The organism is Psychroserpens mesophilus, from assembly GCF_000826645.1.
Taxonomy (GTDB): domain Bacteria; phylum Bacteroidota; class Bacteroidia; order Flavobacteriales; family Flavobacteriaceae; genus Psychroserpens; species Psychroserpens mesophilus.
In genome coordinates this window covers 358,354-370,856 of record NZ_JXJP01000020.1, presented here as the reverse complement: position 1 = coordinate 370,856, position 12,503 = coordinate 358,354, and the positions used below count along the sequence as shown (strand labels likewise).

The 12,503-nt window shown below is 37.3% G+C and carries 12 protein-coding genes; 4 read left to right on the top strand and 8 right to left on the bottom strand.

What is annotated here, in order from left to right; all coding sequences use genetic code 11:
* Window positions 1-85 precede the first annotated feature (85 nt).
* The 3 genes from TD18_RS14410 to TD18_RS14400 form a co-directional block, all read right to left on the bottom strand.
* Complete coding sequence (locus TD18_RS14410) at window positions 86-619, bottom strand: GNAT family N-acetyltransferase (RefSeq protein WP_040253935.1); 534 nt, start codon at window positions 617-619, stop codon at window positions 86-88.
* A 136-nt stretch (window positions 620-755) separates the two neighbouring features.
* On the bottom strand, window positions 756-1,211 hold the full coding sequence (locus TD18_RS14405; RefSeq protein WP_040253934.1) for a DinB family protein: 456 nt from the start codon (window positions 1,209-1,211) through the stop codon (window positions 756-758).
* Between the two features lie 39 nt (window positions 1,212-1,250).
* Window positions 1,251-3,020: an ABC transporter ATP-binding protein gene (locus TD18_RS14400; protein WP_040253932.1), complete on the bottom strand. Its 1,770-nt coding sequence runs from the start codon at window positions 3,018-3,020 to the stop codon at window positions 1,251-1,253.
* A gap of 120 nt (window positions 3,021-3,140) precedes the next feature.
* On the opposite strand from TD18_RS14400, the gene TD18_RS14395 reads away from it, so the two are divergent.
* The 3 genes from TD18_RS14395 to TD18_RS14385 all read left to right on the top strand — a co-directional run bounded on the left by TD18_RS14395 (window position 3,141) and on the right by TD18_RS14385 (window position 6,258).
* A complete protein-coding gene (locus TD18_RS14395; RefSeq protein ID WP_040253930.1) occupies window positions 3,141-4,340 on the top strand; it encodes a multidrug effflux MFS transporter in 1,200 nt (399 codons plus the stop codon).
* A gap of 808 nt (window positions 4,341-5,148) precedes the next feature.
* Entirely contained in the window at window positions 5,149-5,316 is a 168-nt protein-coding gene (locus TD18_RS17230) for a hypothetical protein (RefSeq protein ID WP_160289471.1), read from the top strand.
* Between the two features lie 180 nt (window positions 5,317-5,496).
* Entirely contained in the window at window positions 5,497-6,258 is a 762-nt protein-coding gene (locus tag TD18_RS14385) for an NYN domain-containing protein (protein WP_040253925.1), read from the top strand.
* A 52-nt stretch (window positions 6,259-6,310) separates the two neighbouring features.
* Here the strand turns inward: TD18_RS14385 and TD18_RS17405 are convergent, their stop codons facing one another.
* From TD18_RS17405 to dnaK, 5 genes are all read right to left on the bottom strand, one after another.
* The gene (locus tag TD18_RS17405; protein ID WP_162835796.1) at window positions 6,311-6,457 is read right to left on the bottom strand and encodes a hypothetical protein; all 147 of its coding nucleotides are present in this window, start codon (window positions 6,455-6,457) and stop codon (window positions 6,311-6,313) included.
* A 178-nt stretch (window positions 6,458-6,635) separates the two neighbouring features.
* Window positions 6,636-7,640 (bottom strand): NADPH-dependent aldehyde reductase Ahr, encoded by a 1,005-nt coding sequence (gene ahr, locus TD18_RS14380; protein WP_040253923.1) that lies wholly within the window; start codon window positions 7,638-7,640, stop codon window positions 6,636-6,638.
* A 397-nt stretch (window positions 7,641-8,037) separates the two neighbouring features.
* Window positions 8,038-9,267, bottom strand: coding sequence for a class I SAM-dependent rRNA methyltransferase (locus tag TD18_RS14375; protein ID WP_040253921.1), 1,230 nt, complete (start codon window positions 9,265-9,267; stop codon window positions 8,038-8,040).
* Window positions 9,268-9,390: 123 nt separating this feature from the next.
* Complete coding sequence (locus TD18_RS14370; protein ID WP_040253919.1) at window positions 9,391-9,576, bottom strand: CsbD family protein; 186 nt, start codon at window positions 9,574-9,576, stop codon at window positions 9,391-9,393.
* Window positions 9,577-9,826: 250 nt separating this feature from the next.
* Complete coding sequence (dnaK, locus tag TD18_RS14365) at window positions 9,827-11,743, bottom strand: molecular chaperone DnaK (protein WP_040253917.1); 1,917 nt, start codon at window positions 11,741-11,743, stop codon at window positions 9,827-9,829.
* 191 nt (window positions 11,744-11,934) lie between these two features.
* On the opposite strand from dnaK, the gene TD18_RS14360 reads away from it, so the two are divergent.
* Entirely contained in the window at window positions 11,935-12,438 is a 504-nt protein-coding gene (locus TD18_RS14360) for a hypothetical protein (RefSeq protein ID WP_040253914.1), read from the top strand.
* Window positions 12,439-12,503: the final 65 nt, after the last annotated feature.

The window sequence follows — 12,503 nt, the reverse complement described above, 5'->3', positions numbered from 1 at the left end:
ACGAATTATTAATCAAATGTAATGCCGATTTGATTTCAAACCTTTAATTTACGAAGAAGTTATTGACAAATAAAGAGATTCCTAATTAATAGAAAAACACACGACCATAATAATTTAAATCAACGATTTCGCCTTTTGTAGTTCTGTAATCTTTGCGAATAGTACCTTCAAGTTCAAATCCGTTTTTTAGAATGACGGCAATACTACCTTTGTTTCGGTTTCCTGCTCTGCATAGTAACTTAATAAACTTATGTTTCTGAATTATGTGATTGATGACTAAGCTGGTGGCTTTGGTCACGATACCTTTTCCTTCGTAGTGGTCATCGATAAAAAAACCTAATTCAGCTTTAGGAACATTAAGATCTATGTTTTTTACATCAACCAATCCTACAAACGTATTGGTTTCGGTATCTGTAATCATATATGGTAAATAACTTATGTCTTTTATACGTTTCTGAATCTCTACACAGTACTGTTTTGTAGCATCAAGGGTTAAGGTTTTAGATACTGTACCTGCAAAGAAATCTTCTAAACGAGGTCTGTTATTATCAATCAAATTGAAAAAGGCTTCACTTTCGGTGTCTTGCAGAAGACGGATAGTATAGTGGTCAAAAGTCATGAGTTGTAAATATACTAGTTTGTCATTTCAATCATCATTTTGTCATTCTGAGCGCAGTCGAAGAAACGTATTATATTTATTAAAGATTTCTCATCATTCATACTTTATTCTGTCTTAATAACAACTTCAATGATTTTTAATCAACAAACGTATCTAACAATCGTCTGTGATAATTTATTTGTCCGAGATGATAGGTCAAATGCGTGCTTAAATGCATCAGAAAAAACTCAGTAGTCAAAGGCTCTTTAAATACGCGATGCGGATATTCGTTTTGTAAGTCGGCTTCGGTTAAAGTTTTCAATACAGAAATTACAACCGTTTTGCTGGCTTCCAGTTGTTGAATCAATTCTGCTTTCGGAACATCTTTCAATGAAAACTCAAGTTCTCGTTGTCGTACATATCCAGAATTCCCTAATGCTGCACCAATAAAATGATTCAGGTTTCCAATAAGATGTAAACATAAATTACCTGCAGAATTTGAAATGCCTTCTGGAGCTAACCATAAGGTGTTTTCAGTCGTATAAGAATCTATTTCAACTATTAAAGCATTTAAATCTCTGGTAAATAATTTTATTAATGTTTCTGTGAGCATATGTTTGAATTATTGTCCATCAAAATTATTTAAAATAAATTAAATCTTAGCCTGATAAGTGTATAAATCGAAGTAACGTCCTTGGGCAGCAATCAATTCATCATGCGTACCACGTTCGGCGATTCTTCCGTTTTCAATGACGAGAATTTGATCGGCTTTGCGAATGGTACTCAAGCGATGCGCAATAACAATCGTTGTTCTGTTTTTGGTAAGTTCTCCCAAACTCTTTTGAATGAGGGCTTCGCTTTCGGTATCTAAATTAGAAGTCGCTTCATCGAGAATGATAATTTTAGGATCTGCCAGTATGGCTCTTGCAATGGCAATACGTTGCCGTTGTCCACCAGATAACTTCACGCCTCGCTCACCAATCATAGTGTCTAATCCGTCGTCAAATCGGTCTGTAAATTCATTCACGTAAGCCGCCTTAACAGCCGCTTGAACCTGTGCTTCGGATGCCTGAGGCCTTGGGAACATGATATTCTCACGAATGGTACCTTCAAATAAAAACTCATCTTGTAAGACCACACCTAAATGCCTTCTGAAACTTTGTAGTTTTACCTTTGATAAATCTTCACCATCAATGGTTATTTGTCCGGATTTCGGATTTAAAAACGTTGCCGACAATCCAGCAATAGTCGATTTCCCTGAGCCTGAACTTCCAACCAAAGCAATTACAGAACCCGATTCGGCTTTAAAATTAATATCGTGCAGAACAGGTTTTCCTTCTTCATAAGCAAACGACACCTCGTTAAATTCTAGTTCACCTTTAAACTTCTGCAGCTCAATTGTTCTGTTGGTATCATCTTCTTCCGCAGCCATATTCATTAATTCTTCGGTACGATCTAAACCTGCTAGAGCTTCGGTTAACTGGCTTCCGATATTACTCATTTGCACGATTGGTGCAATCATAAACCCTAAAACTAAGGTAAAAAACAAGAAGTCACCAGTAGTCATTTCGCTTTGAATCATATAATAGCCACCAATACCCATAATGCCGGTTGTGGCAATGCCTATTAAAAAAGTAGAAGAACTCGTCATCAAGGCTGTTGCTGTTAAACTTTTCTTGACGTTCTGGTACAAACGTTCTACGCCTTTTTCGAAGATCTTATTTTCCTGATCTTCAGCATTAAAAGCTTTAATTACGCGAACACCTGCTAAAGTTTCAGTTAGACGACCTGTGACCTCAGCATTAATTTTTCCTCGGGTTCTAAAAATGGGACGAATATATTTAAAGGCTTTCAAGGCTATGATTCCGAAGATGGTTAAAGGCACAAATACGAATAAGGTCATCCAGGCATTCAGTTTAATTAAGATGATTAACGAGACAATAGCTGTAAAACTTCCGCCTACCAACTGCACCAATCCTGTACCAATGAGATTTCGTACGCCTTCCACATCACTCATAATTCTTGACACCAATGCTCCCGATTTGGTGTTATCGAAAAAGCTAATGGGTAAGGATAAGACTTTCTTTTGCACCTGAGCGCGCAATTCACTAATTAAGTACTGCGCCTGCACGCTTAGAATTTTGGTAAGCATGAATGAGGTCACGGCCTGCACTGTGATGGCGCTTATTACGATAATGATGAGGGTCCATAAGGCATTTGTATTGCCACTTGGCACCACGTCATCTAACAAGACTTTACTTTGCCATGGCAAAACCAAGCCTGATAAACTTCTAATAACGATGAGAAACAATCCAATGAACACGAGCTTTCGTCGTGGCCAGATAATGGTCACAAAGGCTTGTTTTAAGGTGACTTTTGGTTTGGATTTATTGGTGTTATCTGTGGTTTTTAAATGCTGCATGACTTAATTTTGAATTGCAAAGATACACTTGAAACTGGTAGGTTGTTTTTAGAAAAGTCAATGTTTTGTTAATTCATCTTTTGAGGTGATTTCCTATCGCTTTTCTTGTACTTTTGCGCCATGCAAACAAAACCTACATTTAAGATCGAATTTGTAGCGCTCATGGCATCGTTAATGTCTATTGTTGCTTTATCGATTGATGCACTATTGCCTGCCTTACCAGACATTGGCACTGCTCTTGGAGTTACTGATGCCAGCGATAATCAATTACTGATTACTATGATTTTCTTGGGCTTAGGGTTTGGGCAATTGATCTTCGGACCATTATCAGATAGTTTTGGACGAAAACCAATGGTGTATTTTGGTTTTGCTGTATTTGTCATAGCCAGTATTGTTTGTGTCACCACCAACAACTTTGAGGTCATTATCATTGGGCGAATCTTTCAAGGGATTGGACTCTCCTCACCTCGTACGATTGCCATTGCCATGACAAGAGACACCTATAGTGGTGATTTTATGGCAAAGATGCTATCGATTATTGTGATGTTTTTTATTTTAGTGCCCATTGTGGCTCCAACCTTCGGGCAGTGGCTCCTGGATATATTTAACTGGCAAGCCATTTTTAATGCCAACCTACTTATTGGCTTAATCATCGTATTATGGTTTTGGAAGCGTCAGCCAGAAACTCTAGATGCCAAACATAAAATCAAGTTCTCTCCTTCTATTTTTATCACAGGTACCAAAGAGTTTATTCGCTATAAAGAGGCTGTTGCCTTTACCTTAGTGTCTGGCTTTATTACAGGATCGTTTATGGTGTATTTAAGTACGTCACAGCAAATCTTTCAAGAGCAATATCTGTTGGGTGATTTGTTTCCTTATATCTTTGCCAGTACAGCGTTTTCGGTTGGTTTTGCAACGTTTACAAATAGCCGACTCGTGATTCGGTTTGGGGCATTTAACATTGCTTTTTATGCTACCATTGCTTTTGCGAGCATATCACTGTTGTATATCGTGTTGTTTCATACGGGTCATAATCCGAGTATTGTGGTACTGATGGTGTTTTTTTTAATGCAGTTTTTTGCGGTTGGCTTCCTCTTTGGAAATTTACGTTCGTTGGCCATGGAGCCTTTAGGGCATATTGCTGGGATTGGCTCGGCGATTAATGGGTTTGTATCTACAGTTATGGCAGTGCCTATTGCGAATTTTATTGGGAGTTTTGTAAAGACGTCGGTGTTACCACTTTTTGTTGGGTTTTCGGTTTTTGGGGTGTTGTCGTTAGGGGTGTTTTTGTGGTTGAAGCGTAGGCGAAGTCCTGCTTAGCTTTTTTTATATTCATTTTTGATGGACCAAAAACGAACCAAAAAGTCCTTTACTGTAAGAGGAAATCACTGCGTGCCTCTCGCTTTAGTGCATCTTGTAGTAGTTTTCAATAATCATCTTTCTTTAGTCCTTGTTTTTATGTACTAACATTAACATACAGCTCGTTATTTCTGCTTACAGCGGTTTCCGACTGTGTCGGAATTTCAAGTACATTAATGGTTTTAGGAACTTTAGGAAATTCCTCTCTGGTTTTATGCCGAGAGGGATATTTTTTTTTGTTTTTCTATATGCTCTTTTTTTCATTGCCAAAAAAATGAACCAAAAAGGTCTAGCGTTTGCATCTTCGGTGGTCATTTACGCTTTTGAAGTCTGAAAGACATGAAGTCAAAGCGTTTAAGTAGTATTCTTTTTTATATGTTCATTTTTGATGGACCAAAAACGAACTAAAAAGTCCTTTACTGTAAGAGGAAATCACTGCGTGCCTCTCGCTTTAATGCATCTTGTAGTAGTTTTCAATAATCATCTTTATTTAATCCTTGTTTTTATGTACTAACATTGACATACAGCTCGTTATTTCTGCTTACAGCGGTTTCCGACTGAGTCGGAACTTCAAGTGAATTGATGGTTTGAGAAACTTTAGGAAATTCCTCCTGAGTTTTATGCTGAGGGAGACTTTTTTTGTTTTTATATATGTTCTTTTTTTTTGCCAAAAACTGCATAGCACATCATGAGCTCCATAAAATAAAAGTATGCGAATAAAAGAACCAAAAAGGTCTAGCCTTTTCATCTTCGACGGTCAATTACGCTTTTGAATTCTCAAAGACATGAACTCGCTAAAGCTCAAACAACATTTCTTTACTTACGACTTCTTCAAGGTATTGACACTCGCATGCCAGATGTTAGAGGCGTGTTTTCCGACTTAGTCGGAATTGCAAGTGTATTGGTGATTTTGGGTTTAGTTGATCGATATTTATGAGTAAGCCCTTTTTTCACTACATTTAACATCTATTTAAAAACCAATCGATAAGAATACCGAGGTATGGCAAAATCACAAGACGCTAAGAAAAATGTAAAAAAGGAAGCAACCCTATCGCCTAAGGAGAAAAAAGCAGCTAAACTGGCAAAAAAAGCAAACCGAAAGTAATACCTGTAGCATATGGATTTAAAATTAGCTGTGCTTATTGATGGTGATAATATCCCTTCGGCGTATGTAAAAGAAATGATGGAAGAGATTGCCAAATATGGTAACCCAACCATCAAGCGTATTTATGGAGATTGGACCAAGCCTCATTTATCGAAATGGAAAAATGTATTGCTTGAAAATGCCATTACGCCCATACAACAATATGGCTATACGACTGGTAAAAATGCAACAGACTCTGCCATGATTATTGATGCTATGGATATTTTATATTCTGAAAAAGTTGACGGATTTTGTTTGGTGTCTAGTGATAGTGATTTTACACGATTGGCTACCCGTTTGCGTGAGGCTGGAATGAAAGTGTATGGTATAGGCGAAAAGAAAACACCCAACCCATTTATTGTGGCTTGTGATAAATTTATTTATATCGAGATTTTAAAACATCAAGTGTCTGAAAATGAATTAGAATCTACTGAAACAACACGCAGTACTAAAAATGATTATGACAAAATAACTCCGAAAGATGTTCGGTTTATTGCGTCTACCATAGACGATGTTGCAGACGATGATGGCTGGGCATTTTTAGGGGATGTTGGAAGTTTACTACAAAAGAAACAACCTAATTTCGATTCTAGAAATTATGGGTTTCAAAAGTTAACACCATTGATTAAATCGATTCCTGCATTTGAAATCGAAAGTCGTGAAGACTCCAGAGGACGCATGAAGCTTATTTATGTAAGAATTAAAGAAGTGAAGAACACCAAGAAAAAGCGATAACCCAAGAATGGTTATTGTATATAACCTCTCGCGATCTCTAATAATGAATCTATTATTCCTCTTTTGACTTATTGATAATGGCTCTTAAACGCTCTTTTCTGGTCGCAGCTTCTTGCTTGAGCTTATTCTTTTTTTGAGCCATGAGTTTAGAATGCTTGGCTTTATTGTTTCCGTTTTTCTGGCCTTTTGGTTTTGGCATGACGACTGCTAATTGCTATTACAGAAACGAAGATAATTAAACAAAAAAGAGCAACCTAAATGTCTTGCTCTTTTTTGTTTTGCATTAGTGATGAAGCCATTGTTGGAGCTCATCTTTGATAGCGACTGGCGCGAGCACGACGTTTTGCTTTTTTTTAGCAAAAGGGAATGCCCAGAACCTATGCCTTTAACACCACTCTAAATCTGGCTTTTCCATCGTGTAAATGCTCTATGGCATCATTTACCTTAGCCATATCAAATTGCTCAACGGTTGGATAAATATCATGACGCACACAAAATTCTAGCATTTTACGGGTTAAGGCGATACTACCTAACGGACTACCACCTACCGATTTCTCTCCTGCAATCATACTAAAGGCCGGAATTTCCATAGGCTCTAAAACAGCACCTACCGTATGCAACTTACCTTGTGGTGCGAGTGTGGTTAAAAATGCATTCCAATCGAGTTTGACATTGGTGGTGTTTAAAATGAAGTTTAAGCTGCCTGCGATCGCTTCTAAATCGGATGGATCTGTGGAATCAACCACATTGTGGGCTCCCATAGCTTTTAAAGCATCGGTCTTTGATTTGTTAGACGTGAATGCTGTGACCTCACAACCCCAAGCTTTTAAGAATTTTAATGCCATGTGCCCTAAACCGCCTATACCAATTACACCAACTTTATCGGTTGGTTGCACACCAGATAAGACTATCGGATTGAAAACGGTAATGCCGCCACAAAACAATGGACCTGCTTTTGACATGTCGATACCTTGTGGTAATTTGGTTACCCAAGACCAATGGCCACGCACATGATCGGCAAAACCTCCATGACGACCTACAATAGTGCCTTCGGCTGTAGCGCACAAATGTTGTTTACCATCCATACACTGGTTACAATGTAAACAGGATGCTGAATACCAGCCCATACCAACGTTATCACCAACCTTAAGACCTTTAACTTCAGATCCTAAACCAATGACTTCACCCACAATTTCGTGACCTGGAACTAATGGAAATGTGGTATTTCCCCAATCGTTATTGATCATGCTTAAATCACTGTGGCAGAGTCCGCAATAATGCACTTTAATATCGACGTGCTCTTTGCCTAATTCTGGTAAATCGTATTGAAATTTTTCAAGCTTTGCTCCTGCTTCTTTAGCTGCGTATGCGTTTACTTTCATGGTTGTATATGTTTTTTTTTAAGTTTATCTGATTTGTTTAAAGATACGTGGAATTAACTACAATTTGTTTTAAATTGTTGTTAAGGTTTTTTGTTATTGGTAGAGTTATTATTTTGGGCTATGTTTGAATTGAGGTTTTGTAATTCTATTATTAATTTTAATTTTTATTCATTTTGCCTTGATGCAAAACGAACCAAAAAATCAAAACGATTTACTAGGAAATTACTAAAGTACCATTCGCTAATACATTTGTGTTATAGAATTCATAGTTAGGTAGACTTTTCAATCCTTGATTAGTTTTTAAAATAATTATAGTAGCTCATTATTTCTTGAAATCGTTGCTTTCCGACTGTGTCGGAATTGCAAGTAAGTTTATTGATTTAGGTGTATGGCATGGTTAATCTAAAAATCGATAGTACGCACATTTTAAGTAGGCGCCTTCAGGGAAACCGATAGGATGATCAATATCATGTTCGGTTTTTTGCGCAATAGTAAATGGTCGTTTAGTCGCTTGTAAGGTTTGTGCATTGATATCGTAAAAGGCCGTTGCTGTAACACGAGATGAACAGGATGCCAAAACCAATATACCTCCTTTTGCAGTGAGTTGGACTCCTAATTGTGCGAGTTGCGCATATTTTTTCTTAGCTAATGTTACTTCAGTTTGTTGCTTGGCAAAGCTAGGTGGATCAATGACAACGACATCGAAGTGTTGTTTTTTTGAAACGAGCTCTTCTAACAATTGAAAGGCATCACCAGCTAAAGTCATATGCTTACCTGAATACGCATTAAGTTTTCCGTTTTGAACTGCTATCTCCAGAGCTTGCTCACTGATATCCAAACTCGTAACTTCCTTTGCTCCATTCGCTAAAGCATGTACTGAAAAGCCGCCAGCATAGGAAAACACATCCAGAACCGTTTTATTTTTACTTAGGAGTCCGACTTGACGTCGGTTCTCTCTGTGATCTAAAAAGTAACCCGTTTTATGACCTTTGATGACGTTTGCTGAAAACTGAACGCCATGTTCAATAAACTGCACGACCTCATCTTTTAAGTCGCCATACACCACATCACCATCTTCTAAGTGATGTGATTTAGAATTTTGTAAACTTCGGCTTAACCGAATGACCACCGTTTTGCATCCTGAAACGTCTATTAAACTCTCTAAAAGGGTTTGTAAATAAGGTAACCATATTTCCGAATAAAGTTTTACCACTAAAACTTTGGTATATACATCTGCAATAAGCGAAGGGAAGCCGTCATTTTCCCCAAAAAGTAAGCGATAACTGTTGGTCTTGGTTTTTAACAATGGTAGGCGTTTTTTATAAGCCTTCTGAATCTTTTGATGAAAAAAGGCATTGTCAATGTTGACTGAAGCTGTATCACTATAAACCATCTTGATTCGGATTGGTGATTTGGCATCGTACAACCCAATACCAATCATTTTATTGGCGCGCTTTCCGAAGATAATTGCCAGATCTCCTGTTTTGGCAGTATCATTAATCTTGACGATACTATCCGAAAACACCCAAGGATGCCCTTCCTGCACGTAGTTTTCACCTTTGGAAGTGAGTTTTACGGCGAGACGTTTAGGCTGGTATTTAGTATCGATAGCGGTTGAAAATGTCATAAGATGAATTCCAGTATTTTGAGTTTGCAAATTACTGCTTTAAATGAACTTAAAGCTAATTTCATAAAAAAAGCGTTTCAAAACACTAAGCCTTTGAAACGCTCTTCACATTTTTAACTGATTTTACCAGTTATCGATTTCATCTTTTAGTTCTTCTTTACTTTTTCCATATTTTTCCTGCATTTTCCCTGCAAGTTTATCTATGTTTCCTTCGGCTTCAGCGTATTCATCATCGGTGATTTTTCCATATTTCTTTTTAAAATCGCCTTTGATTTGCTTCCATTTGCCTTCTAATTGATCTTTATTCATAATATTTCTGTTTTAAGATTAATACTACCTTAATATCGTATGATTTCTCTGGAAACAGTGTTTCAATTCCTATAATTGTTAACGCTATTGCAAGTCGTTGTATTTATGAATTTCATTGGTTAAAGTTTATGAATGATTTTAAACTAAAAAACGCAACCCTTTCGGATCGCGTTTTTTACAAATGTTAAGTAATTATTCTTGTGAGATGAGACCTTTCGTATGAGCTCAAGGTGACATCATCCTAAAATTCTTATTTTACCTCTTCGAAATCTACGTCTTCTACATCACTGCTTTCATCTGCAGCCTGTCCTTTAGCTCCTGCTCCAGCATCTGTTGGTCCACCTTCAGGTGCACCTTGAGCTTCGGCTTGTGCTTTGTACATTTCTTCGGAAGCGACTTTCCAAGCTTCGTTTATTTTTTCTAAAGCAGGCTCAATAACAGCTACATCTTTAGTTTCGTAAGCTTTCTTCAGCTCTTCAAGCGCTTCTTCAATTGGTTTCTTTTTATCATCAGATAATTTATCACCAAATTCTTTAAGTTGACTTTCTGTTTGGAAAATCATCGCATCAGCTTGGTTTAATTTATCAGCAGTTTCTTTAGCTTTAGCATCTGCTTCTGCATTAGCTTCAGCATCCTGCTTCATTTTTTGAATTTCCTCTTCGGTTAATCCTGAAGATGCTTCAATTCTGATATCTTGTTTTTTTCCAGTCGCTTTATCTTCCGCAGAAACTTTGATAATACCATTGGCATCAATATCAAAAGTAACTTCAATTTGAGGTGTTCCTCGTTTTGCTGGTGGAATACCGTCTAAGTGAAAACGTCCAATTGTTTTATTATCTGCTGCCATAGCACGCTCTCCTTGTAATACATGGATTTCAACTGATGGCTGATTATCTGCTGCTGTTGAGAATACCTGTGATTTCTTAGTTGGAATCGTCGTATTCGCATCAATCAACTTGGTCATCACATTACCCATCGTTTCGATACCGAGAGATAATGGTGTAACGTCTAATAAAAGAACATCTTTTACATCACCTGTTAAGACTCCACCTTGAATTGCAGCACCTAATGATACTACTTCATCTGGATTCACACCTTTACTTGGCGCTTTTCCGAAGAACTTCTCAACGGCTTCCTGAACTGCTGGAATACGTGTTGAACCACCAACTAAAATGATCTCGTCGATGTCACTTTTACTTAATCCTGCAGCTTTTAGAGCTGTTTGACAAGGCTCAATCGTACGTTTTACTAAATCGTCAATTAATTGTTCAAACTTTGAACGTGTTAATGTACGCACCAAGTGTTTTGGTCCAGAAGCAGTAGCTGTTACGTAAGGTAAGTTGATTTCAGTTTGAGCAGAAGATGACAATTCAATCTTTGCTTTCTCAGAAGCTTCCTTTAAACGTTGTAACGCCATAGGATCTTTACGTAAATCAATACCTTCTTCAGCATTGAATTCGTCTGCTAACCAATTGATGATTTTTTCATCGACATCATCACCACCTAAATGTGTATCTCCATCTGTAGATAATACTTCGAATACACCATCTCCTAATTCCAGAATAGATACATCATGGGTTCCACCTCCAAAATCGAAAACTACGATTTTCTGGTCAGTACCTTTTTTATCCATACCATAAGCTAAAGCTGCTGCAGTAGGCTCGTTGATAATACGTTCTACTTTTAAACCTGCAATTTCACCTGCTTCTTTAGTCGCTTGACGTTGAGAATCATTAAAATATGCTGGCACAGTAATTACCGCACGAGATACGTCTTGTCCAAGATAATCTTCAGCAGTTTTCTTCATTTTCTGAAGAATCATAGCTGATAATTCTTGTGGTGTATATAAACGACCATCGATATCTACTCTTGGCGTATCGTTGTCACCTTTAACCACTTTATATGGCACACGTTCGGCTTCTTTTTTAGACTCAGAATATTTATTCCCCATAAAACGCTTAATAGAATATACCGTTTTTGTTGGGTTAGTTACTGCTTGTCTTTTAGCTGGATCACCAACTTTAATTTCTCCTCCTTCTACAAAGGCGATAACCGAAGGCGTTGTTCTTTTACCTTCAGCGTTTGGGATAACAACGGGTTCGTTACCTTCCATTACAGAAACGCAAGAGTTTGTTGTTCCTAAATCGATTCCAATAATTTTACTCATAATATTATATTTGTTTTATAGATTTCCGCTTTTCACGGAAACGTTGTGTTCATTTTAATTACGGTTTGATTATGACAATCATTATGCCATTACAATAAATATGACATGATGTCAGAATACTTTCTCAAAGTTGTCTTGAAAAAGCTTAATTTTGGTACAGCATTTGATACTTTAAAATAAAATATATACTTATGAAACATATCTCTTACTTCGTTTTAGCTTTTGCTTCTTTCTTTTTAATGTCTTGTGAAGGTGATCCTGGACCACAAGGACCTCAAGGTCCAGCTGGAGGCTTGTTAGTCTCTTCAGCCTTTGAAATTGTTATTGATTTTAATGACGCCAACGACTACTCTTTTATTGAAGGCTACGGATTTGATGTATTTCCTTCAGATGTAACCTTAGTTTATATATTATGGGATACAGTGAACGGACAAGATATCTGGAGATTATTACCTCAAACGGTTACTTTTGAAGACGGGACCTTAGTTTACAATTATGACTTTACTCAAACTGATGTGAGTTTCTTTTTAGATGGCACAACAGATTTTACTGCTTTAGGACCTGAATGGACTCAAGATCAAGTGTTCAGAGTTGTAGTTGTACCTGCTGATAATGTTGATGGTTTAGATGTTACCAATCTAGACACTGTTATGCAAATGACAAACATAGACAGCTTCGATATTAGACACGACTAAAATCTTTTAACCCTCGTGTTACACCTAGTCAACAAAGCGTATATTTGCGTTGCAACTATAACGAT

Excerpts from the sequence above, each read along its gene's own strand:
- TD18_RS14410 (WP_040253935.1), bottom strand. The coding sequence starts at position 619 with ATGACTTTTGACCACTATACTATCCGTCTTCTGCAAGACACCGAAAGT.
- TD18_RS14405 (WP_040253934.1), bottom strand. The coding sequence starts at position 1,211 with ATGCTCACAGAAACATTAATAAAATTATTTACCAGAGATTTAAATGCT.
- TD18_RS14400 (WP_040253932.1), bottom strand. The coding sequence starts at position 3,020 with ATGCAGCATTTAAAAACCACAGATAACACCAATAAATCCAAACCAAAA.
- TD18_RS14395 (WP_040253930.1), top strand. The coding sequence starts at position 3,141 with ATGCAAACAAAACCTACATTTAAGATCGAATTTGTAGCGCTCATGGCA.
- TD18_RS14385 (WP_040253925.1), top strand. The coding sequence starts at position 5,497 with ATGGATTTAAAATTAGCTGTGCTTATTGATGGTGATAATATCCCTTCG.
- TD18_RS17405 (WP_162835796.1), bottom strand. The coding sequence starts at position 6,457 with ATGCCAAAACCAAAAGGCCAGAAAAACGGAAACAATAAAGCCAAGCAT.
- ahr (WP_040253923.1), bottom strand. The coding sequence starts at position 7,640 with ATGAAAGTAAACGCATACGCAGCTAAAGAAGCAGGAGCAAAGCTTGAA.
- TD18_RS14375 (WP_040253921.1), bottom strand. The coding sequence starts at position 9,267 with ATGACATTTTCAACCGCTATCGATACTAAATACCAGCCTAAACGTCTC.
- TD18_RS14370 (WP_040253919.1), bottom strand. The coding sequence starts at position 9,576 with ATGAATAAAGATCAATTAGAAGGCAAATGGAAGCAAATCAAAGGCGAT.
- dnaK (WP_040253917.1), bottom strand. The coding sequence starts at position 11,743 with ATGAGTAAAATTATTGGAATCGATTTAGGAACAACAAACTCTTGCGTT.
- TD18_RS14360 (WP_040253914.1), top strand. The coding sequence starts at position 11,935 with ATGAAACATATCTCTTACTTCGTTTTAGCTTTTGCTTCTTTCTTTTTA.